23 protein-coding genes are annotated in these 22,116 nt (G+C 69.5%); 13 read left to right on the forward strand and 10 right to left on the reverse strand.

Annotation, left to right across the window (positions count from 1 at the left end; all coding sequences use genetic code 11):
• Positions 1-62: 62 nt before the first annotated feature.
• Positions 63-422: a hypothetical protein gene (locus AB0D27_RS36045; RefSeq protein WP_362517059.1), complete on the forward strand. Its 360-nt coding sequence runs from the start codon at positions 63-65 to the stop codon at positions 420-422.
• Here AB0D27_RS36045 and AB0D27_RS36050 read toward each other — a convergent pair.
• Positions 358-1,092, reverse strand: coding sequence for a FadR/GntR family transcriptional regulator (locus AB0D27_RS36050; protein WP_362517124.1), 735 nt, complete (start codon positions 1,090-1,092; stop codon positions 358-360). The two genes, AB0D27_RS36045 and AB0D27_RS36050, sit on opposite strands and share 65 nt — an antisense overlap.
• 107 nt (positions 1,093-1,199) lie before the next feature.
• Here AB0D27_RS36050 and AB0D27_RS36055 point away from each other — a divergent pair, with 107 nt between their 5' ends.
• The 4 genes from AB0D27_RS36055 to AB0D27_RS36070 all read left to right on the forward strand — a co-directional run bounded on the left by AB0D27_RS36055 (position 1,200) and on the right by AB0D27_RS36070 (position 3,675).
• Entirely contained in the window at positions 1,200-2,477 is a 1,278-nt protein-coding gene (locus tag AB0D27_RS36055; protein WP_362517062.1) for a CynX/NimT family MFS transporter, read from the forward strand.
• A 63-nt stretch (positions 2,478-2,540) separates the two neighbouring features.
• Positions 2,541-2,657, forward strand: coding sequence for an SGM_5486 family transporter-associated protein (locus AB0D27_RS36060; RefSeq protein ID WP_362517065.1), 117 nt, complete (start codon positions 2,541-2,543; stop codon positions 2,655-2,657).
• Positions 2,658-2,830: 173 nt separating this feature from the next.
• The gene (locus AB0D27_RS36065) at positions 2,831-3,046 is read left to right on the forward strand and encodes a hypothetical protein (RefSeq protein ID WP_362517068.1); all 216 of its coding nucleotides are present in this window, start codon (positions 2,831-2,833) and stop codon (positions 3,044-3,046) included.
• Between the two features lie 110 nt (positions 3,047-3,156).
• Positions 3,157-3,675, forward strand: coding sequence for a histidine phosphatase family protein (locus tag AB0D27_RS36070; protein ID WP_362517071.1), 519 nt, complete (start codon positions 3,157-3,159; stop codon positions 3,673-3,675).
• Between the two features lie 84 nt (positions 3,676-3,759).
• Here AB0D27_RS36070 and serB read toward each other — a convergent pair whose 3' ends face one another.
• Entirely contained in the window at positions 3,760-4,974 is a 1,215-nt protein-coding gene (gene serB, locus AB0D27_RS36075; RefSeq protein WP_362517074.1) for a phosphoserine phosphatase SerB, read from the reverse strand.
• A 376-nt stretch (positions 4,975-5,350) separates the two neighbouring features.
• Positions 5,351-7,168, reverse strand: a complete 1,818-nt coding sequence (locus tag AB0D27_RS36080; protein ID WP_362517077.1) for a streptophobe family protein — start codon at positions 7,166-7,168, stop codon at positions 5,351-5,353.
• A gap of 241 nt (positions 7,169-7,409) precedes the next feature.
• On the opposite strand from AB0D27_RS36080, the gene AB0D27_RS36085 reads away from it, so the two are divergent.
• Entirely contained in the window at positions 7,410-9,914 is a 2,505-nt protein-coding gene (locus AB0D27_RS36085) for an FHA domain-containing protein (RefSeq protein WP_362517127.1), read from the forward strand.
• Positions 9,915-10,002: 88 nt separating this feature from the next.
• On the opposite strand, the gene AB0D27_RS36090 is transcribed toward AB0D27_RS36085, so the two are convergent.
• From AB0D27_RS36090 to AB0D27_RS36100, 3 genes are all read right to left on the reverse strand, one after another.
• Entirely contained in the window at positions 10,003-10,767 is a 765-nt protein-coding gene (locus AB0D27_RS36090; RefSeq protein ID WP_362517080.1) for a transglycosylase SLT domain-containing protein, read from the reverse strand.
• A 299-nt stretch (positions 10,768-11,066) separates the two neighbouring features.
• The gene (locus AB0D27_RS36095) at positions 11,067-12,149 is read right to left on the reverse strand and encodes an S-adenosylmethionine:tRNA ribosyltransferase-isomerase (RefSeq protein ID WP_362517083.1); all 1,083 of its coding nucleotides are present in this window, start codon (positions 12,147-12,149) and stop codon (positions 11,067-11,069) included.
• Positions 12,146-12,841, reverse strand: a complete 696-nt coding sequence (locus AB0D27_RS36100; protein ID WP_362517086.1) for an SDR family NAD(P)-dependent oxidoreductase — start codon at positions 12,839-12,841, stop codon at positions 12,146-12,148. Before AB0D27_RS36100 ends, AB0D27_RS36095 begins: the two co-directional genes overlap by 4 nt.
• Positions 12,842-13,028: 187 nt before the next feature.
• Here AB0D27_RS36100 and AB0D27_RS36105 point away from each other — a divergent pair, with 187 nt between their 5' ends.
• From AB0D27_RS36105 to chpE, 3 genes are all read left to right on the forward strand, one after another.
• Positions 13,029-14,174 carry a GAF domain-containing sensor histidine kinase gene (locus AB0D27_RS36105; RefSeq protein WP_362517088.1) on the forward strand — a complete coding sequence of 382 codons (1,146 nt, stop codon included), beginning with the start codon at positions 13,029-13,031 and terminating at the stop codon, positions 14,172-14,174.
• The gene (locus AB0D27_RS36110; protein WP_362517091.1) at positions 14,167-14,808 is read left to right on the forward strand and encodes a response regulator transcription factor; all 642 of its coding nucleotides are present in this window, start codon (positions 14,167-14,169) and stop codon (positions 14,806-14,808) included. Before AB0D27_RS36105 ends, AB0D27_RS36110 begins: the two co-directional genes overlap by 8 nt.
• Before the next feature lie 192 nt (positions 14,809-15,000).
• The gene (chpE, locus tag AB0D27_RS36115; RefSeq protein ID WP_362517094.1) at positions 15,001-15,243 is read left to right on the forward strand and encodes a chaplin ChpE; all 243 of its coding nucleotides are present in this window, start codon (positions 15,001-15,003) and stop codon (positions 15,241-15,243) included.
• A gap of 315 nt (positions 15,244-15,558) precedes the next feature.
• Here chpE and AB0D27_RS36120 read toward each other — a convergent pair whose 3' ends face one another.
• Complete coding sequence (locus AB0D27_RS36120) at positions 15,559-16,347, reverse strand: hypothetical protein (protein ID WP_362517097.1); 789 nt, start codon at positions 16,345-16,347, stop codon at positions 15,559-15,561.
• Between the two features lie 122 nt (positions 16,348-16,469).
• Between AB0D27_RS36120 and AB0D27_RS36125 the strand changes: the two genes are divergently transcribed.
• From AB0D27_RS36125 to AB0D27_RS36135, 3 genes are all read left to right on the forward strand, one after another.
• Positions 16,470-17,261, forward strand: a complete 792-nt coding sequence (locus AB0D27_RS36125) for an ABC transporter ATP-binding protein (RefSeq protein ID WP_362517100.1) — start codon at positions 16,470-16,472, stop codon at positions 17,259-17,261.
• Between the two features lie 93 nt (positions 17,262-17,354).
• Complete coding sequence (locus tag AB0D27_RS36130) at positions 17,355-17,789, forward strand: NfeD family protein (protein WP_362517103.1); 435 nt, start codon at positions 17,355-17,357, stop codon at positions 17,787-17,789.
• Positions 17,790-17,919: 130 nt separating this feature from the next.
• Complete coding sequence (locus AB0D27_RS36135) at positions 17,920-18,855, forward strand: SPFH domain-containing protein (RefSeq protein ID WP_362517106.1); 936 nt, start codon at positions 17,920-17,922, stop codon at positions 18,853-18,855.
• 57 nt (positions 18,856-18,912) lie between these two features.
• Here AB0D27_RS36135 and AB0D27_RS36140 read toward each other — a convergent pair whose 3' ends face one another.
• The 3 genes from AB0D27_RS36140 to AB0D27_RS36150 all read right to left on the reverse strand — a co-directional run bounded on the left by AB0D27_RS36140 (position 18,913) and on the right by AB0D27_RS36150 (position 20,934).
• Positions 18,913-19,419, reverse strand: a complete 507-nt coding sequence (locus AB0D27_RS36140; RefSeq protein ID WP_362517109.1) for an HNH endonuclease — start codon at positions 19,417-19,419, stop codon at positions 18,913-18,915.
• Between the two features lie 159 nt (positions 19,420-19,578).
• A complete protein-coding gene (locus AB0D27_RS36145) occupies positions 19,579-20,109 on the reverse strand; it encodes a YbhB/YbcL family Raf kinase inhibitor-like protein (protein ID WP_362517112.1) in 531 nt (176 codons plus the stop codon).
• Between the two features lie 39 nt (positions 20,110-20,148).
• On the reverse strand, positions 20,149-20,934 hold the full coding sequence (locus AB0D27_RS36150; protein WP_362517115.1) for a sporulation protein: 786 nt from the start codon (positions 20,932-20,934) through the stop codon (positions 20,149-20,151).
• A gap of 193 nt (positions 20,935-21,127) precedes the next feature.
• Here AB0D27_RS36150 and AB0D27_RS36155 point away from each other — a divergent pair, with 193 nt between their 5' ends.
• Positions 21,128-21,769, forward strand: a complete 642-nt coding sequence (locus tag AB0D27_RS36155) for a DNA-3-methyladenine glycosylase (protein ID WP_362517118.1) — start codon at positions 21,128-21,130, stop codon at positions 21,767-21,769.
• Positions 21,770-22,116 lie beyond the last annotated feature (347 nt).

Genomic DNA, 22,116 nt, shown 5'->3' on the forward strand with positions numbered 1-22,116 from the left:
CTGGGGTCAGGCGTTCCGTACGCGCCCGCCCCCTCCCCAGCACGGCCGAGGAGGTCTCCCTTGTGCGCCTGTTCCCTCGTTTCGCACCCGTGCTAGCCGCGCTGGCACTCCTGGTCGCGCTGCCCTGCGACGCGGCCTCGCACATCCGGAAAACCGCCCCTCACGCGCGCGTGCCTCACGAGGGGCCCTTCGGGGCCTCGTGCCGCACCACGGTGCGGGGGTCGCATGTGACCGCCTACTGCCACAACCCGTATCCGGAGACCGACAGGGTCGCCCTGCACATCGAGTGCGACCGCTGGTGGGACATCGACAGCGACAGCACCCCGGTCGACACCGGGCCCGCGGCCACGGTGCGGCTCACCGGCCGGTGCTGGAAGGAGATCCGCTCGGTCTGGGTGAGCCACCAGAACCAGGGGACTTGAGCCTCCCGGGACGGCACAGGAACGGATAACCCGCGGCCTCCGTGGCGGCCGCCTCCGCGTCACCCGCGCGGATCGCGTCGACGAGCCGGGCGTGGTCCATGTACGTCTCCGGCGTCAGCTCCTCGCCGACGTCCTCGCGCAGCCAGTCGCGCAGCACCTCACCCAGGTCCGCGTACATCGCCGTCATGACGTCGTTGTGGGACGCGGCGACCACCGCCAGATGGAAGGTCGCGTCGGCGGTCACGAAGGCCTCCGCTTCCCCCGACTCCCAGGCTTCCTCCCGCCGTAGGAGAAGTACGTCCAGCTGCTTGAGGTCGCGCTCGGTGCGCCGCTCGGCGGCCAGCTTGGCGGCGCTCGACTCCAGCGTGGAGCGGAGTTCGGCGATGTGCCGCGGGTCGGCGTCCGCGAAGCGGCGGTGCATCACACCCGCCAGCTCGCTGGTCGCCACGACATAGGTGCCGGAGCCCTGGCGGATGTCGAGCAGGCCGTTGTGGGCGAGCGCGCGGACGGCCTCGCGCACCGTGTTGCGGGCGACGCCGAGCTGTTCGACGAGCTCCGGTTCGGTGGGGATGCGGGAGCCGACCGGCCACTCGCCCGAGGTGATCTGGTTCCGCAGTTCGGCGATGACCTGCTCGGACAGCGCCGAACGGCGGGGGTGGCTCAGCGGCATGACGGTCCTTCGTACGGGCCCGGGGTGATCGCTCACGGGCCGGAGGCTCCGGAGATTAACGCAGCGGGATTGGACAGCCAATCATCCCATGATTCTATGATGACGCCATGGCAAGCGAGGAGACCCGGACGATGACGTCCACACCGATGCGCGGCTCCAGCGAGAGCACGCAACCCCGAACGCCCGCCACGCGCGCGTGGCCGACGCGGCTCGTGGTCGTGGGCATCGTCCTCACCGCACTCAACCTGCGCCCGGCCATCACCAGTCTCGGCGCCCTCCTGGAAGAGGTGCGCGGCGGGCTCGGCATGAGCGGCAGCGTCGCCGGACTGCTCACCTCCGTACCGCCGCTCTGCTTCGCCGTCTTCGGGGTCATGGCGCCACGCCTCGCCCGCCGCTTCGGGCCCGGCGCGGTCGTCTGCGCGGGCATGGTCGCCATCACGGCGGGCCTGGGCATCCGGCCGTACGCCGGGAGCACGGCCGGCTTCCTGGCCGCCAGCGCACTCGCGCTCATGGGCATCGCCGTCAGCAACGTCCTGATGCCGGTGATCGTCAAGCGCTGGTTCCCGGACAAGGTCGGCTCCATGACCGGCCTGTACTCGATGGCCCTCGCGCTCGGCACCGCGGCCGCGGCCGCGGTGACCGTGCCCATGACCGCTGCCCTGGGCGGCGGCTGGCAGTCCGGGCTCGCGGTGTGGGCGGGGCTCGCGGCGGCGGCCGTACTGCCCTGGATCGCGCTCGTACGGGCCGGTGACCGACGGGGCTCCACGCCTGGCGCAGACGTTCGCCACGAGCCCGACGGGCTGCGCATCACCCGCAGCCGTACCGCCTGGGCGCTCGCCGTCTTCTTCGGACTCCAGGCCACCGCCGCGTACATCACGATGGGCTGGATGGCACAGATCTTCCGGGACGCGGGTGTCTCGGCGGGCACCGCGGGACTGCTCCTCGCCGTCACGATGGTGATGGGCGTGCCGCTGGCCTTCGTCATCCCGCGCCTCGCCACGCGGCTGCCCCATCAGGGACCGATCGTGGTCGCGCTGGGCGCCTGCGGACTCGCCGGATACGCGGGCCTGTACATCGCCCCGGCGGGCGGTGCCTGGGCCTGGGCCGTGCTGCTCGGCGTCTCCAACTGCGCCTTCCCGCTGGCCCTCACCATGGTCGGTATGCGGGCCAGGACCGGCGCGGGCGTCGCCCAGCTCTCGGCGTTCGCGCAGAGCACCGGCTATCTGCTCTCGATCCCGGGCCCGCTGCTCGTCGGCGTGCTCTACCAGCACAGCGGCGGCTGGGGCCTGCCGCTAGCCCTCATGGCCGGGCTGATGGTCCCGCAGATCGCGGTGGGCATTCTGGCGGGGCGCAACCGTACGGTGGAGGACGAGGCGGCCTGCTGAGCCGGGTTCCCGGTAACCGGCCCCGGCGGCGGCAAGGCGGACGAAGGGTGCGAGACTGGCCGCATGCCTGTGCTCGACCCGAATCCCCCAAACGGCCAGAAGAAGATGCTGCTCGTGCTCGGCGCGATGCTGGCCATCACCGTGATCATCGGCATCATCGCGTCGATCGCCTCGCCGTAACCACCGGTCACCGGACCCCCGTGGCGTCGATGGTGGGGCTAACCCCCCATCCCCTAGGGGGCGAGTGTCAGGGTCAAGTGGGTGGATCACCGGATGGGTTGAGGGCCGCGGAGTCCGTAGCTTCGAGATGTGGCCGCGAGGACGCGGACCACTCGAAGACCCACGGAGGCGGCATGTCGGCCAGTACGCACACCCGGCCCCACCCGGCGACCCCGGGGCGCGTGGACATCCGGCTGCCCTGGTGGGCCCTCGCCCTGCCCACGCTCGCCTTCGGCACCCTGCTCCTTCTGATACTCAACCCGGTGGACGCGCACGCCACGGGCGGTGACCCGTCGATCACCCACGTCTTTGAGCGTGTCCAGCGCACCGTGCTGCACCAGGCGCCGTAGACGGCCCACACCTGCCCCGCCCGCGCCACCCGGAGGACCTCGTCACCCCCGCCGGGAGAGCGCATCAACTCCCTGAGCCTCATGGCCTGTTTCATGCGAAGCTGGGACGCATGAGCGTCGCAGAACCCCGCAGGATCGTCCTCTTCCGGCATGCGAAAGCCGACTGGCCACAGATGCCCGACCATGAGCGGCCGCTCGCCGACCGGGGCCGCAAGGACGCCGCCGTCGCCGGACGCAAGCTGGCCGACACCGGCATCCCCTTCGACCTGGCCCTCTGCTCCACCGCGACCCGGACCCGCGAGACCTGGAAGCTCGCCGTCCACGAGCTCGCGCACCGGCCGAAAACGGTCTATGAGGAGCGGCTCTACGAAGCCTCGCCCGGCGAGCTGATCGCCGTGCTCAACGAAACCCCCGACGACGCACAGAACGTGATCCTGATCGGTCACAACCCGGGCGTGCACGGTCTCGCCGACATCCTGGCCGGCCAGGCCGAGGGTGACACCCTCACCCGGATGAACAGCCGCGGCTTCCCCGCCGCCGCCTTCGCGGTGCTCTCCTTCGACGGCTCCTGGAAATCCCTGGAGCCCGGAGCGTGCACCCTGCTCGACTACTGGGCGCCGAGCGAGTAACCCCCGACTACCGAGACGGGCCCGGCACCACCAAGGTGCCGGGCCTCACCGACGTACGACCGAAGCCGCGACCGCCGCATCGGCTCAGTGATCGTCGTCCTCATGCATGTCAGCCGCCTCGACCTCTTCGCGCGTGACGCCCAGCAAATAAAGAACCGTGTCCAGGAACGGGAAGTTCACCGCGGTGTGCGCGGCCTCCCGCACGACGGGCTTGGCGTTGAACGCAACCCCCAGACCCGCCGCATTGAGCATGTCCAGATCATTGGCGCCATCGCCGATCGCGACGGTCTGGACGAGCGGCACACCGGCCTCGGCGGCGAAGCGGCGCAGCAGCCGCGCCTTGCCCGCGCGGTCCACGATCTCCCCGACGACCCGACCCGTCAGCTTCCCGTCGACGATCTCCAGCGTGTTGGCCTGCGCGAAGTCGAGCCCGAGCCGCTCCTTCAGATCATCGGTCACCTGGGTGAACCCGCCCGAGACGACACCGACTTGGAAGCCGAGCCGCTTGAGCGTACGGATCAGCGTGCGCGCCCCCGGAGTCAGCCGCACCTCTTCGCGCACCTTGTCCACCACCGAGGCGTCCAGCCCCTCGAGGAGCGCCACGCGCGCGTGCAGCGACTGCTCGAAGTCCAGCTCCCCGCGCATCGCGGCCGCCGTCACCTCGGTGACCTCGGCCTCGCACCCCGCATGCGCCGCGAAGAGCTCGATCACCTCGTCCTGGATGAGGGTCGAGTCCACGTCCATGACGACCAGACGCTGGGCCCGCCGGTGCAGCCCGGCCGCGACCACCGCGACATCGACGCCGAGCGCGGCGGCCTCGGTCACCAGCGCGGTACGCAGAGCCTCCGTCTCCGCACCGGACACAGCGAACTCGACAGCGGTCACCGGATACTTGGCGAGCCGAAAGATACGGTCGATGTTCCCGCCGGTCTTCGTGATCCGCGCGGCGATCGCGGCCGTCGATTCCGCGGTGAGCGGATGCCCGAGCACCGTCACCAGCGAACGCCCGACCCCGCGCGGCCGGTTGTCACCCAGCCCGGAGATGATCTCCGCCTGCATCTTCATCGACTCCGCCCAGCTGTGGACGGTGGCCCGCAGATCCCCCTCCACCCCGGCGGGCGGCTCGGTCACGAGCGCGCACAGCACCATTCGGCCACGGGTCACGACCTGCTCGATGTCGACCACGTCGACGGAGTAGGCGGCGAGAGTGTCGAAGAGTCCGGCGGTAATACCCGGCCGGTCCTTGCCAAAGATCTTGACCAGAAGAGTGGGGACGTCAGAGGTCTGCGAAGCGCTCATGGTGCTCCCACCGTATCCGGCACCCAGTGCCTTCCGCCCCCGAGGTCCGCCCAGCGGACAGAGAACACTGGATGACCCCGCAGTAGCGCCCCCATGACCACCAGGCAACGCCTCACCCCTGCGCTCGCGCCCCCGCCACCCACGGAAGAGACGCAAACCCCCACCGGGCACGCACCCGTCCGCACCCGGAAGGGACGCAAACCCCCACCGGGCACGCACCCGCCCACCCACGGAAGGGGCCGTGCCGGTACATCGAATGCCCGCATCCGAACGGATCAAAAGAAAACAGCACCTCTAGTCCCACAGCGGATCCGTTCGGATGCGGGCGGATGTACCGGCGCGGCCCCGACCCCCCACCGGCCGGACGCGACCCACGTCAGCCCCGAGGCCTCCGAGGCGGCGGCTCATCCGGCGGAGGCTGAGGCAGAGGCGGAGTCGGCCCGCCAGCCGACCACGACCGCCGACCCCGCTTCGGCGGCGAAGCCGGCCCGACAGGCCCCACCACGGTAGGTGCCCCATACACATCACCAGCCGCCCGCCTTCCCTCCGGTTCCCGCCGTCCCTCCGGTTCCCGTCCTCCCCCCGGTCCCCGCAACTCTTCCGGCACCCGCAGATACGGATTGGTATCGGGATTAGGCGCCCGATAAGAGGCCCGAGGCCGATACGGCCCAGCCTCCCCACCCAGCGCCGAGGGCTCCCCACCCAGCGCCGACGGCTCCCCACCCCACACCGAGGGCTCCGCACCGGCCCCGCCACCCCGCGCCGGCCCCGCCACCCGCCCCCCCGCGGCCCCGCTCACGCACGCCACCAACGCCCCCACCGCCCCCGCCCCCGCTCCCCACACCCCGCCGAGCAGCAACGCCACCCCCAAGCGCCCGTGCAACACGATCCCCGCGCCGAACGCGTCGAACCCGAGCACCGACAGCGACGCGTCCGCGGACACCTCCGTCAGCCATGCGAGCAAAGGCAGCGCCAGCGCGGTCACCACCCCGAGCCGAACAGCGCAGTGCCCCGCGAAGCCGAGGGCACCCCCGCCCCGTACATCTGTGGCACCCGCGACTCCGGCGACGGTGGCACCGGCCCCCCGTACAAATGGCGTACGCGTGGCCGTCAGCACGCCCGCGAACAGCATCATGAGCGCGGTCGCGACCCCCAACAGCCACACACGCCCGTCGAGTTCGGCGAGTCGGCCCAGCGTGACGGCCCTGCCGGAATCCACCCGCAGCAAGTCGTCCAGCGGATGGGGGAGCAGCTTGGCGAGTTCACCCGTGGCCCGGCCGTCCCAGGGCACGAAGAGCCCGATGGGGATGCCGAGCCACACACCGTTCGGAGTGCCCAGCAGCGCCGCTCCCGCTATCCGCTGGGGATGGTCGTCGCCGATCGCCGCGTACGCCGCCGCCGCGAGCCCCGCCGCGACCGCGACCAGCAGCACCGCCACGAGCGCGGAGGCGGCCGGCCGCACCACCCGGTGCACGGCGTCCAAGCCGCGCGGCAGCGGCGTACGCCGGGAGGCCAGCAGCGAGATCACCAGGACCCCGGCCGCCCAGGCCGCGCCGCCGAGCAGTGTCGGCACGGTGTCGACCGTGAACCCCACGGCCGCCTTCGCGTGCACGAGGTCGCCGATCTTGCCGGGCAGCAGCCCGCCGAGGTCCCCGAGCCCGCCGGGCAGCTTGTCCGTGATGTCACCGAGCCCGCCGCCACCCGTGACCTTGTCGAGCCCCAGCTTGCTCCCGTCGATGGTGATGACGTCGTGACCGGCCCAGGCGAGCCCACCCAGCGTGGCCACGAAAAGGACCACCACCATGCCCGCACGCGCGAGGAGTTCGGACAGCGCGATCACAACTCCCGCCCCGCGCAAGGAACGTAGGAAGAACCACGCCATCAGCAGCGCGCCGACCAGCCCGACACCCAAGGGCGTGATCTGGATGGCCGTGTGCGCCTCCGCTCCTTTCAGGCCGAACGCCGACACGTCGCCGGACGGCTTCACCGCACCATTCGCCCCGAGCGCCACCACCGCCGCGGTCATCGGCCCGAGCGAGGCCGCCGCGTCCGCGCCGAGCAGATGCAGTCCGAGCGCGGCCGTGCCCGCCATACCGATCAACGCCCAGCTCACCGAGGCGATCGCGGACAACAGCACATCACCCCACGGCACACTCCTGGCACGGCCGCCGTGCTCCACGATCTCCATGCTCATCGCCAGACCCCCCGATCCGCGCCGCGGCGATCCACCGCGGATGTCCCCCTCGCGTGGGATTACCACTCTCCGGGCCGGTTTCAACCCCGTCAACGGAAACGGACAACCCGCCCGTACGCAGTCTTCACAGGGCCCGACTTTCGGTCAGGGGGCCGCTACTGAAATAGTTCCCCCCGATGTTCGACATCCCTAGACTCCCTGTGATGGGGGTAACTCGGGGGACAACTCAGTGGGGCATGGAGTGCCGGAACTCGTACTGGAATTGAATGGACGGACCTGGACGCTCGATGCGTCCAGGCCACACACCCTCGGACGTGATCCGCAGGGGGACATCGTGCTCGATGACGCCAGGGTGTCCTGGCGTCACGCCACGATCAGCTGGGGCGGCCGGAGTTGGGTCATCGAGGACCACGGCAGCACCAACGGCACGTTCGTGCAGGGGCAGCGGATCCACCAGATGGAGATCGGCCCCGGCTCGGCAGTGCACCTCGGCAACGCGACCGACGGACCGCGCCTGAACCTGTCCGGCGCCGCGGCCGCAGTCGCCTCGCCGCAGGCGCAGCCGCAGCCGCAGCAACAGCCGTACGCCGCGCAGGGCGCGGGCCCCGGCTGGGCCCAGCAGACACCGCAGGCCGACTGGCAGAATCCGCAGCAGGCGGCTCCGCAAATCCCGCAGCAGCAAGGCCCCGGTGGTGGCGCGGGGGCGCCGCCGGTCTACGGCGACCGCAGCCCGACCACGTTCCACCAGTTCTCGCTGGGCCGCGTGATGCGCATCGGCCGTGCGCTGGAGAACGAGCTGGTCGTCTCCGACCTCCAGGTCTCGCGTCACCACGCCGAGTTCCACGCGACGCCGGACGGCCGCTTCGAGATCCGCGACCTCGGTTCGCACAACGGCACGTACGTCAACGGTATGCCGATCGTCAAGGGCGGCTCGGCGCTGCTCGGCCCGAACGACATCGTCGGCGTCGGCCACTCGACGTTCCGTCTGGTCGGGGATCGCCTCGAGGAGTTCGTCGACACCGGTGAGGTCTCCTTCTCGGCCCGCCATCTGACGGTGACGGTCGACGGCGGCAAGCAGATCCTCAAGGACGTCTCCTTCGGCGTACCCGAGAAGTCGCTGATCGCGGTCATCGGCCCGTCCGGCTCCGGCAAGTCGACGCTCCTGAAGGCGCTCACGGGCTACCGCCCCGCCAACCAGGGTGACGTCCTCTACGACAACCGGAACCTGTACAAGCAGTTCGCCGAGCTGCGCCAGCGCATCGGTCTGGTCCCGCAGGACGACATCCTGCACAAGGAACTGACCGTCAAGAAGGCCCTCAAGTACGCCGCCAAGCTGCGCTTCCCCGCCGACACCACGGCGCAGGAGCGCGACGCGCGGATAGACGAGGTGCTGCGCGAGCTGAAGCTGGACATCCACAAGGAGAAGAAGGTCACCTCCCTCTCCGGTGGCCAGCGCAAGCGCGTCTCGGTGGCCCTGGAACTGCTCACCAAGCCGTCGCTGATCTTCCTGGACGAGCCGACGTCCGGCCTCGACCCGGGCATGGACCGCGACGTCATGCAGCTGCTGCGCGGCCTCGCCGACGACGGCCGTACGGTCCTCGTCGTCACGCACTCCGTGGCCGAGCTGGCGATCTGCGACAAGCTCCTGGTGATGGCGCCCGGCGGCTCGGTGGCCTACTTCGGCCCGCCGGAGGAGGCGCTGAACTTCTTCGGCTACGAGACCTGGGCCGACGTCTTCTCCGCCTTCGAGAACTACCGCGACTACGACTGGGCGGGCCGCTGGAAAGGCTCGCAGCACTACCAGATGTACGCCGCGGACATCGACGCGGTCGCTCCGCAGTCGGCGAACGTGCCTCCGCCGCAGGCGATCAAGCCGCCGAAGCCACAGGGCTGGGGCTCGCAGCTGATGACCCTGATCCGCCGCTACACGTCGGTGATCGCCTCCGACAAGGGCTTCCTTGCGCTGACGGTGATCCTGCCGGCGGTGCTGGGCTCGGTGAGCCTGCTCATCGACTCGGACAAGACGCTGCTGGTCAACCCGATGGTGACGAAGCAGGGCTTCCACGTCGCCAACGGCACGGCCACGACGGTGCTGCTGATCCTCGCGGTCGGCGCGTGCTTCGCCGGCGCCGCCAACTCGGTCCGCGAGCTGATCAAGGAACGGGTGATCTACGAGCGGGAACGCGCGACGGGTCTGTCGCGCTCCGCGTACCTGATGTCGAAGGTGATCGTCCTCGGAGTGGTCACCCTGCTGCAGGGCGCCCTGGTCGGCGCCATCGGCTTCGGCAGCCGCACGGTCCCGGACGAGGGCCTGATCCTGAAGAGCCTGCCCAAGGTCGAGCTCACCCTGCCGATCATGGCTCTGGGCTTCGCGTCGATGATGTTCGGCCTGGTCATCTCCTCGCTGGTGAAGACCGCCGAGAAGACGATGCCGCTGCTGGTCATGTTCGCGATCGTCCAGGTCGTGTTCACCGGCTGCCTGTTCATCCTGAACGGCACCGTCGGCGTCAACCAGTTCTCGTACCTGATGCCGGCCCGCTGGGCGGTCGCCGCCTCCGGTGCGACGCTGGACTTCAACAACATCTTCCCGAACCAGGACGACCCGAGCAGCACGGACCCGCTGTGGAACCACACGGCCGGCGCCTGGGCCATGGACATGGTCGCGCTGATCGCCCTCGCCGTGATCTGCGGCTTCTTCGTGGCCCGCTTCCTGCGCCGCCACGAGCCCGAGGTCATGCGCAAGTAGTCGCTCTCGTACGACGCCGAAGGGCGGCACCCCGTTTCCAGGGGTGCCGCCCTTCGGCGTATGCGTGAGAAGAGGTCCGCGCCAGGCCTCAGTACGCGCTGTTCACGTTGTCGATCGAGCCGTACTTGTCGGCCGCGTAGTTGGCGGCGGCCGTGATGTTGGCGACCGGGTCGTAGATGTTCGACGAGGTGCCGGCGACGTGGTAGGCGTTGAACGTCGGCGGGATGACCTGGAGCAGGCCCTTCGACGGGATGCCGTTGATGGCGTTGATGTCCCAGCCGTTGATGGCGTTCGGGTTGCCCGAGGACTCGCGCATGATGTTGCGGTACAGCCCGTTGTACGAGCCCGGGATGCCCTTCTGCTTCATGATGTCGAGTGCCTGCCGGATCCAGCCGTCGAGGTTGTTGGTGTACGTCTTCGCGGCTACGGTCTGCATCTCGATGCGCTGCGTGGAGCGGCTCGCGGCCTGCGCCTTGTTGCGCGCGTCCTCGGCCTTCTTCTTCGCGGCGGCCTCGGCGGCAGCCTTCTTCTTCGCGGCGGCGTCAGCGGCCTTCTTCTTGGCGGCCGCGGCTGCCTCGTCGGCAGCCTTCTTCTTCGCCGCGACGGCCTGGGCCTTCAGATCGGCGCCGGCCAGCTGGTCGGTGATGCTGGCCTTCACGTCCTTGATCGGCTGCTCGCTGTAGGCGACCGGAGCCGAGGAGACGGAGGCGTCGTTCGTGGTGGTCCCCGAGTTGCCCGGGACCAGTGAGAACGCGAGGGCGGCGGCACCGAGGGTGGCGACACCGGCGATCGAGAACTTGTGGACCTTGGTCAGCTTCGGACTATGACCAGGAGTGTTGGTGTTCTTGGACATGGTTGATGGACCTCTTCGAATAGCGCGGATGTCGCTCTCGGCCCGGCGGGGGACAGAGTGTTTCCGGAACAAACGCCGCTGGGCGAAACCCACGGCGTTGAGCGACGGAGGCAATTCTTAGCGGCCGCAAAAACCTGTGGCAAAGGTGTGACGTACGAAGCCGGGTAGTGGACCCGGAAAGGGCAAAACGGGGCAGACTGCCACGTCTGCCCCGCTCACATAGGTTCTCTTTATCTCCTATGTCCGTTCGTACGTGATGTGCGCCCTATGCGCGGGCTCACATCGGTTGTGTGTCGGTCTCACCAAGAGTTGCCGCTGCAATGCTCAGAGTGAGCCCCGTCCTGAAGGATGAGGTGCACGTCCCCGAACTCGTGCCAGAGGTACTGCCCACGCAGCGCCTCGTCGTAGCTGCGGTGGATCGCCGCGCCTCCCGCGATCGCCTTCAGCATCAGCAGATGCGAGGCCTCCGGCTCGTGCAGCCCGGTCAGCAGGCCGTCAATGACCCGCACCCCGCGCTCCGGCGTCACCACGAGACCGGTCCAGCCCTTCGCCTCCCGGACCGCCCCGTCGGCGTCCGTCGCGGACTCCACGGCGCGTACGGCCGTCGTACCGACCGCGATGACCCGGCCCCCTCCCGCCTTCGCCGCGTTGATCAGCCGGGCCGACGCCTCCGGCACCTCGTACCTCTCCGGATACGGCGGCTCATGAGCCTGAGCCGACGCGACCCCGGTGTGCAGCGTGATCGGCGCGAACTGCACACCCCGGCTCACCAGCTCCGTCACCAGACGTGAGGTGAAGGGACGCGCCGCGCTCGGCATCTCCGCGCTGCCCGCGCCGTCCGCGGACGGCAGCGCGAACACGGTCTGATACACGGACAGCGGCTGGTCCCTCTCCGTATAGGAGTAACGGATGGGCCGCCCGTGCCGCCGCAGCAGCCCCAGCACGTCCGCGTCCGACACCCGTCCCCACCACAGCCGCGGGCTCCGCGAGGTCAGCGGCTCCTCCAGCACGAGTCGTACGTCCCCGGGCAGGCGCACCACTGTTCCCGCGGGCTCGCCCGCACGCGCACGCGTGGTACCCGCGCCGTCGGGATCCCGTAGCTCGACCGCCCACCGCCCGTCATCGCCCCGCGTGGAGAAATGCACCACCACGCGCGCGTGCCCGACGATCCCGTCGACAGCGGCCGCCAACGTGGGGGAGGTGTTGACGACGAGCAGATCCCCGGCCTTCAGCTGCCCGGGCAGCTCCACGAACGCGTGATGCGACACCTCGGTGCCACGCGACACCAGCAGCCGTACGGAATCACGGTCGAGACCGGGACCACGCTGCTCGGCCGGCACCCGCGCCGACAGCTCCTGCGGAACCAGCACCGCGGTGGTCATCGCTCCTCCAGCAGGGCCACAGCGGCGTGCCGACCACTGGCCGGCCGCTCGTCGATCAGCCGCAGAAAGGCCGGAACCACGCTGTCCGGCGCCGGCCGTGGATCGTCGTCGTCCGGTACGGCCGCCGCGTACAGGTCCGTACCCATGTCCCCGGGGTCGACGGCCCAGACCCGCAGCCCGGGCTCCTCCTCGCCCAGGACCGCCGAGAGATGGTCCAGCGCCGCCTTCGATGCCCCGTAGCCGCCCCAGGTCTCGTACGCCTCGGCCGCGGCGTCCGAGCTGATGTCGATGACCGCGCCCGCCTCCGCGGCCCGCAACAGCGGCAGAGCCTCCTGGATCAGCCCCAGCGCGGCGACCACGTTCACCTCGAGGGCCTGCCGCAGCCCGTCCAGGGTCAGATCCGCCAGGCGTACCAGCGGCTCCGCGCCCAGCGCGCTCGCGTTGTTCACCAGCAGGTCCACGCCGCCGAGCTTCCGGGCCGCCGCCACGAGCTCGCTACGGTGCCCGGCATCCGTGACGTCCCCGGCCAGCGCCTCCACGCGCGTGCCGTACGCGGACAGCGCCATCGCTGCCTCCTTCAGAACCCCGGCCGTTCTGGCGTCCAGCACCAGATCCCAGCCGCGCTCCGCCAGAGCCGCGCCGAGCGCCCGCCCCAGCCCCTTCGACGCCCCCGTGATGATTGCTACAGGCATGACAACCGTCCCCTCATCCCTTGACCGCCGTTTCTGGCGGCTGTCCTCAAGGTAGGAACCAGGCCGCCCGGCCACCTCGTACGCGGGCCGCAATGATCCGGGGTCCTTCGTCCTAGGCCCACCGGCCCAGCCGCCGACGGCCACAGGTCCGATACGCGTTGTCACAGCCCGCCGGTACCTTGAGGTCATGAGCCACGGACCCCGTTCCGGCCTGTACGCGGTGAGCTCCGCGCTGCTGGCCATGAGCAGGCACCTCGAAGTGCGTGACGTCCTCAAGACGATCGTCGCCTCGGCCCGCGACCTGCTCGACGCGCAGTACGCGGCGCTCGGTGTGCCCGACGACCAGGGCGGCTTCGCCCAGTTCGTCGTCGACGGCGTCAGCGACGCGCAGTGGAAGGCCATCGGCCCCCTCCCGCGCCAGCACGGCATCCTGGCCGCGATGCTGCACGAGGCCCGCCCCGAGCGCCTCGCCGACGTGCGCAAGGACCCCCGCTTCGAGGGCTGGCCCTCGGCCCACCCCGACATGTGCGACTTCCTCGGCCTGCCCATCCGTGACGACGACGAGGTCATCGGTGCCCTCTTCCTCGCCAACAAGAACTGCCCCAAGCCGGAGGGAAGTTGCGGCTTCACCGAGGACGACGAGGAACTCCTCACGATCCTCGCCCAGCACGCGGCGATCGCCCTGACCAACGCCCGTCTGTACGAGCGCAGCCGCGAACTCACCATCGCCGAGGAACGCTCCCGGCTCGCCCATGAACTGCACGACGCGGTCAGCCAGAAGCTGTTCTCCCTGCGCCTGACCGCGCAGGCCGCCGCCACCCTGGTCGACCGCGATCCCTCGCGCGCCAAGGGTGAACTCCAGCAGGTGGCCGCGCTCGCCGCGGAGGCCGCCGACGAACTGCGCGCCGCCGTCGTCGAGCTGCGCCCCACCGCCCTCGACGAGGACGGCCTGGTCGCCACCCTGCGCACCCAGATCCAGGTCCTGGACCGCGCCCACTCCGCACGCGTCACCTTCTCCAGCCGCGGGGTACGGGCGCTGCCCGCCTCTCATGAGGAGGCCATGCTGCGCGTCGCCCAGGAGTCCCTGCACAACGCGCTGCGGCACTCCGGCGCCGCCCGTGTCGACGTCACCCTGGAGAAGCACGGCACAGGCGCCGTCCTGCGCGTCACCGACGACGGGAGCGGCTTCGAGCCCACCGCGATACGCAAGGCGGGCCGCCACCTCGGCCTGGTGTCGATGCGCGACCGGGCGAGCGGTGTCGGCGGCAGACTCACTGTGGAATCGGCGCCCGGAAAGGGCACCACGATCGAGATGGAGGTCCCTGGTGGCTGACGCAATCAAGGTGCTGCTCGTCGACGACCACCAAGTGGTCCGCCGGGGTCTGCGCACCTTCCTCGAAGTGCAGGACGACATCGAGGTCGTGGGGGAGGCGTCCGATGGCGCCGAAGGAGTCGCGCGCGCCGAGGAGTTGAAGCCCGACGTCGTGCTCATGGACGTCAAGATGCCGGGCATGGACGGCATCGACGCGCTGCGCAAGCTCCGCGAACTCTCCAACCCCGCACGCGTGCTGATCGTCACCAGCTTCACCGAGCAGCGCACGGTCGTCCCGGCCCTGCGCGCGGGCGCCGCCGGGTATGTGTACAAGGACGTGGACCCCGACGCACTGGCCGGCGCCATCCGCTCCGTACACGCCGGGCACATCCTGCTGCAGCCGGAGGTCGCGGGCGCACTGCTCTCCCAGGAGGAGGTCAACTCGGGTCAGGGGAGAGGTGGTTCGCTCACCGAGCGGGAGCGCGAGGTGCTGGGCCTGATCGCGGACGGCCGCTCCAACCGCGAGATCGCCCGCGCCCTCGTCCTCTCCGAGAAGACCGTGAAGACGCACGTCTCGAACATCCTGATGAAACTCGACCTCGCCGACCGGACCCAGGCCGCACTCTGGGCCGTACGGCACGGGGTGGCGGGCTGATCACCGGGGATCCGCGCTCCGGCGCACGCCTCGGACCGGCCGACGGACGGCAATTCGGAGGGTTCCGCTCCGGGATGAGATTCATACCGTCGTGTGTATGTCCCCCAGATGGCGCATCCTCTGTGGATCCCGGACGTTCTCCAGTGCGTGCTGCGGCGACTTGCCGCAGTGATCGCTAGGAGGGGTTGAGAAGTGAAGAACCTGAAGAAGGCCACTGCTGTCGCGATGGTGGCCGGCGGCCTGGTCGCCGCTGGTGCCGGTATGGCCTCCGCCACTGACGCGCACGCGGAGGGCAAGGCCGTGGCCTCCCCGGGCGTCGTCTCGGGCAACCTCGTCCAGGCCCCGGTGCACGTCCCCGTGAACGCGGTCGGCAACAGCGTGAACGTCATCGGCGTTCTGAACCCGGCCTTCGGCAACCTCGGCATCAACCGCTGAGGTCCGTGCCGGCGCCATCATGACCACCGGCCTTCCGGGGACTCCCCGGGAGGCCGGTCAGGTTGTCGGCCCTAATATCAGCCCGTCCGGCGTCTGAGGACGAGCGCGCAGCGCGACTACGGGGGTCTGGGGGCGGAGCCCCCAGATACGGGACGGGCAGGGGCGGAGGGGGCGAAACCTGGAGCCCGGCACCAACTCCGAGCACCAGGCCAGGGCCACTCAGCAAACCCCGGCCACTGAGCGCCCCCGCACAGCGAGCCCGGCTGAGCGAGGCTCACTCACAGGCCCCGCTGAGCGACCCCCGCCAAGCCCCGCTCAGCGAACCCCCCGCTCCCGCTCCTCCACAAACGCGTTGTACGCCGCCACCTGAGCCCGCCGAGCCGTCCGCTCCACCGGCCGCAAGGCCTCGGCCCGAGCCGCCATCTCCGAGGCACTCACCGCCCCACCGTGCCCGTTCTCATACGCCACGGAAATCAGCAGCCCCACCCGCTGGGCAAGCTCCAACACCCGCACCGCACGCGGCGGATACCCCGGAGCGAGCACCTCACGCCCCCGCTCCGCCCGCGCCCGGTACGCGTCGATCGCCGCCGCCGCAACCGGCCCCGACCCGGCGACATCGAGCCGCGACAACACCTCCGTCGCCTCGCGCAGCGCCTCCGCCAGCTCCCGCTCGGCCTCACCGAGCGACGGCACATCGGCGGGCGGCGCCTCCCGTACGGCGAGACAGTGCCAGACCACCTCGACGTGCACATCACCGTCGGGCCCGGCCTCGTACACCTCGGGCACCAGCCCCAGTGCCGCCCCGTGGCACACCACGGCCTCCTCCGCGTCGAGGGCCCGCGCATTGAAGTCCGGCGGCCCGCTCAGCCCGAGCGGATGCCCCGGCGCGGGCAGCGCGACCCGCAGCCCGCTCACCCCGAGCGCGCGCAGCCGCCCCAGGGCGAGCGTGAGCCCGACGGGCCCCGACTCGCCGGGCAGCCCCTCGACCCGGTGCACCGCGTCCTCACCGACGATGGTGAGGACCGCGTCATCCGGCGAAACAAGTCCGGCCAAAAGGGCATTTCCCCATGCGGCCAGCCGTCCTGAGCGTGGTTCCGAGAGCATGCCCCCCACCCTAAGGACCGACCGATGGAATGGAGCGGCCGACCGGTGGCGTAGGTTTTCCCTGGGGGCTGCGTCCACAGACGTAAGCGACGGCCGAGACTGCAATGGGAGACAACGCGCTCATGAGCGATGTACTGGAGCTGGAGGACGTATCCGTGGTCCGCGAGGGCCGGGCTCTGGTGGACCAGGTCTCCTGGTCGGTCAAGGAGGGAGAGCGCTGGGTCATCCTCGGCCCCAACGGCGCCGGAAAAACGACCCTTCTCAACGTCGCCTCCAGCTACCTCTTCCCCAGCCAGGGCACCGCCAGCATCCTCGGCGAGACCCTCGGCAAGGTCGACGTCTTCGACCTGCGCCCGCGCATCGGCATGGCCGGCATCGCCATGGCCGAGAAGCTCCCCAAGCGCCAGACCGTCCTGCAGACCGTGCTCACCGCCGCGTACGGCATGACCGCCGGCTGGCACGAGGACTACGAGGACATCGACGAGCAGCGCGCCCGCGCCTTCCTCGACCGCCTCGGCATGAGCGACTACCTGGACCGCAAGTTCGGCACGCTTTCCGAGGGCGAGCGCAAGCGCACCCTCATCGCCCGCGCCCTGATGACCGACCCCGAACTGCTGCTGCTCGACGAGCCCGCCGCGGGCCTCGACCTCGGCGGTCGCGAGGACCTCGTACGCCGCCTCGGCCGCCTCGCCCGCGACCCGATCGCCCCCTCCATGATCATGGTCACGCATCACGTCGAGGAGATCGCCCCCGGCTTCACCCACGTCCTGATGATCCGTCAGGGCAAGGTGCTCGCCGCGGGCCCGCTGGAGCTCGAACTCACCTCGCGCAACCTCTCCCTCTGCTTCGGTCTCCCCCTTGTCGTCGAACAGATCGGCGAGCGCTGGACCGCTCAGGGCCTGCCGATGTCCTGAAACGCCGGGGAGGCCGGACCCGCGCCCGCACCGGGCGTGCCGAGTTGATCGCGCGCCCTGTCCGCCAGGGGAGCACGGTCCTACCATGACCATGTGAACGACATCAACGCATGGGTGTGGTGGCTGGTCGGCGCAGCCGGGCTCGGTATCCCACTCGTGGTGACCGCGATGCCGGAGTTCGGCATGCTCGCCGTGGGCGCCGTCGCCGCCGCGGGTGCGGCGGGCCTCGGTGGCGATGTCGTCCTCCAAGTACTCGTCTTCGCCGCCGTCTCGGTGGCGCTCATCGCCGTCGTACGCCCCATCGCGGCCCGGCACCGCGCTCAGCGGCCCCAACTCGCCACCGGCGTCGAAGCGTTGAAGGGCAAGCAGGCCGTCGTCCTGGAGCGGGTCGACGGTTCGGCCGGCGGCCGGATCAAACTCGGCGGAGAGATCTGGTCGGCGCGCTCCCTCGATGCCGGACAGGCCTACGAGGTAGGCCAGGAGGTGGACGTCGTGGACATCGACGGAGCCACAGCGATCGTCATGTGACCTCGTACGACGCAAGTGAACCGAACGCCCCACGTGGCAGACGGCGGTCTGTCAGACTCGTCCAGCAAGATCTTCAACAACCATAAGATCTTTCGGAACACCGAGGCGGAGAAGGGTACGGGGATCAACGATGGAACCCATCATCATCGTCCTGATCATTCTGGTGGTGTTGGTCTTCATCGCCCTGATCAAGACCATCCAGGTCATCCCACAGGCCAGCGCAGCCATCGTCGAGCGCTTCGGCCGCTACACACGAACCCTGAACGCAGGACTGAACATCGTCGTCCCGTTCATCGACTCCATCCGCAACCGCATCGACCTGCGCGAACAGGTCGTACCGTTCCCGCCGCAGCCGGTGATCACCCAGGACAACCTGGTCGTCAACATCGACACGGTCATCTACTACCAGGTGACCGACGCCCGCGCGGCCACGTACGAGGTCGCCAGCTACATCCAGGCCATCGAGCAGCTCACCGTCACGACCCTGCGCAACATCATCGGTGGCATGGACCTGGAGCGGACCCTCACCTCCCGCGAGGAGATCAACGCGGCCCTGCGCGGCGTCCTCGACGAGGCCACCGGCAAGTGGGGCATCCGTGTCAACCGCGTCGAGCTCAAGGCGATCGAGCCGCCCACCTCCATCCAGGACTCGATGGAGAAGCAGATGCGCGCCGACCGCGACAAGCGCGCCGCGATCCTCACCGCCGAAGGTATCCGCCAGTCGCAGATCCTCACCGCCGAAGGTGAGAAGCAGTCCGCGATCCTGCGCGCCGAAGGTGAGGCCAAGGCCGCCGCCCTGCGCGCCGAGGGCGAGGCCCAGGCGATCCGTACGGTCTTCGAGTCCATCCACGCCGGAGACGCGGACCAGAAGCTCCTCGCCTACCAGTACCTCCAGATGCTCCCGAAGATCGCCGAGGGCGACGCCAACAAGCTCTGGATCGTGCCCAGCGAGATCGGCGACGCCCTCAAGGGGCTGAGCGGAGCCATGGGCAACTTCGGCCCCATGGGGGGCGGTTCGGGCAACGGCGGCACAGAGCGCCGCGAGAAGCCGTCCGTCACCGACTGACCGGGTACGACGATGGGGCCCATCTCCGCCGGGAGGTGGACCCCATCGCCGTACGCCCTACGCGGCCGACTGGGCCAGCCACTCCGGCAGCGCGTCGAGGTCGTCCCGGCCGAGCGCCAGCAGCATCGCGTCCGCAGGCGTCGGCTCGAACGGCTGTCGCAGCAGCGGCATACCCGCCTGCTCCGGAGTACGGTCCGCCTTGCGGTGATTGTCCTGCGCGCATGAGGCGACCGTGTTCAGCCACGAGTCCTGACCGCCCTGCGCCCGCGGCACCACATGGTCCACGGTCGTGGCCCGGCGCCCGCAGTACGCGCACCTGTGCCGGTCACGGACCAGCACACCGCGCCTCGACCACGGCGCTTGTCTTCGGAAGGGCACTCGGACATAGCGGCAGAGTCTGATCACCCGGGGCACAGGTATGTCCAGGGCGGCTCCGCGCATACGCAGTTCGGGGTGGGCCTGCTCGACGACGGCCTTGTCCTGCAGCACCAGAACGACGGCTCGGTTCAACGTCACCGTCGACAGCGGCTCAAAGCTCGCGTTCAGTACCAGCGTGTCCCGCATCCAGCCCACCTCCCGTATGCACCGGCCCACCCCCTGGCGGGCTTGGATCAACTCTGGCCGGGCACGCCGAGATGGACAACGCAATAAAAACTGCCCGCCCCTGATCACTTCCAAGACCAGAGGCGGGCAAACGTTCAGTGAACGTCAGTCTTCGACGCTCTACGCGGGAACGGCGTACTCACCGATCAGCTGGCCGCGCGCCAGCGTGTGGAACCGCAGATTGAAGCCCACCACGGCGGGCGACACCTCCGCGTCCGGACCGAGCTTCTCCTGATCGACGGCGTACACCGTGAACACGTACCGGTGCGCTTCCCCGGCCGGCGGAGCGGCGCCACCGAAGTCCTTCGACCCGTAGTCGTTGCGCACCTGCACCGCGCCCTCGGGCAGCCCCTCGAACTTGCCGCTGCCCGCGCCCGTCGGCAGTTCCGTCACCGAGACCGGAATGTCGAACACGACCCAGTGCCAGAATCCACTCCCCGTCGGGGCGTCCGGATCGAAGCACGTCACGGCGAAGCTCTTGGTCTCCGGCGGAAAGCCCTCCCAGCTCAGCTGCGGAGAGGTGTTCCCCTCCGCGTAGACCTGAGCGTCCTTCAGGGTCGCGCCCTGCTCGACGTCCGCACTGGTGACCGTGAAGGCCGGCACGGGCGGATGGAAGTCATGCGGGAGCGGCGGCCTTTTGAGCTCGGTCACGTCAGCACCTCCTGAACGGCGGAATCTCTCGCTCCGAGCCTAGAACCAGCTGCGCTTGCTGCCGACCTCCGACAGCCACTGGTTCAGGTATGCGGCCCAATCCGTGCCCTGGTAGTCGTGCAGTCCCACCTGGAAGGACCGGTAGGAGTCGCTGCCCTCGCTGAAGAGACCCGGCTTCTTGTCCATCTCCAGGATGACGTCCATCGCGCGGTCGTCCGCGACGAAGCTCAACTCCACCTGGTTCAGCCCGCGGTACTGCGACGGCGGGAAGAACTCGATCTCCTGGTAGAACGGCAGTTTCTGCCGCGTACCCCGGATGTGGCCGCGCTCCATGTCCGCGTTCTTGAAGCGGAAGCCCAGCTGGATGAACGCATTCAGGAGTGCCTGCTGCGCCGGCAGCGGGTGCACATTGATCGGGTCCAGGTCACCCGAGTCCACGGCGCGCGCGATCTCCAGCTCCGTGGTCACGCCGATGTGCATACCGCGCAGGCTCTGCCCGTCGATCGTGGTGATCGGCGTCTCCCAGGGGATCTCCAGACCGAACGGCACCGCGTGCACGGCGCCCGCCTGGAGCTCGAAGGCCCCGCCGAGCCGCAGCTTCGTGAACTCGATGTCCTGCTTGTACTCCTGGTCGTCGTGCCCCTCGACCTCGACCTTGGCCTGCAGACCGACCGACAGACCCTCGATCGCCTGGTTCACGGACCCACCCTGGATCCGCACCTCACCCTGGACGACGCCGCCCGGAACGGTGTTGACCTCCGTCAGCACCGTCTCGACCGAAGCCCCACCGGCCCCCAGGCTCGCGAGCAGCCGCTTGAACCCCATGTCACTTCCTCCCCAGGCAACGCCTGTTTCCGTCCATGTGTCCGTATGGATTCCCTGATCCCTACAAACGCGATCCGACCGCGGCCGGTTCCGCGCCCTCACCCTTCCAAGAGCGAGGACCCCTGACCACCCCATCGGCACCGACACGTATCCGTTCGGACTACACCGCACTACTCGACTACGCTCGTACGCCATGATCGCGGCCCCTGACCGTACGCCCCTCCCGCGCGACTTCTTCGACCGCCCCGTACTGGACGTGGCCCCCGACCTCCTCGGGCGCGTCCTCGTCCGCACCACCCCGGACGGTCCGATCGAACTCCGCCTCACAGAGGTAGAGGCGTACGACGGTCCGAACGACCCCGGGTCACACGCCTACCGCGGACGCACACCCCGTAACGACGTGATGTTCGGTCCCCCCGGCCACGTGTACGTCTACTTCACCTACGGAATGTGGCACTGCATGAACCTGGTCTGCGGTCCGGAGGGCCAAGCGAGTGCGGTGCTGCTCCGCGCAGGGGAGGTCACCGAGGGTGCCGAACTCGCCCGCAAACGTCGACTCTCGGCCCGATACGACAAGGAACTGGCCAAAGGGCCCGCGCGCCTCGCCACCGCACTGGGGGTGGACCGGTCGCTCGACGGTACGGACGCCTGCGCCCCCGTGGGCTCCCCGCTGACCCTCTTGACGGGCACCCCTGTCCCCTCCGACCAGGTAAGCAGCGGTCCACGCACCGGTGTGTCCGGCGACGGAGGTGTCCATCCCTGGCGCTTCTGGATCGCCAACGACCCGACGGTGAGCCCTTATCGGGCCCATACGCCCCGCCGTCGCCGAACTTGACTCGCCCCTGAGGGATCCGTAATGTAGCCCGAGCCGCTTGACCCGGGTACGGCGTTCAGCCAGCAGCCGGAAGTGGCCAACCCACTACCTACGACTTCCCCTCGGCGGGGGCGGTTTCGGCGTGTCCTCATGCCTGAATTGAAACCCCCGGAACTCGATTATGAGTTGGTAAGGGAATCGGCTAACGTAGTGAATGTCGAAAGGCCGAGAGACGAAAGTCCTCAAAGCCTCAAGGCAATCCCACCGACAGGGAATCGGACACGAAAGAGTCTGATAGAGTCGGAAACGCAAGACCGAAGGGAAGCGCCCGGAGGAAAGCCTGAGAGAGTCTCTCGGGTGAGTACAAA

Source organism: Streptomyces sp. NPDC048415 (assembly GCF_040651675.1).
Classification (GTDB): domain Bacteria; phylum Actinomycetota; class Actinomycetes; order Streptomycetales; family Streptomycetaceae; genus Streptomyces.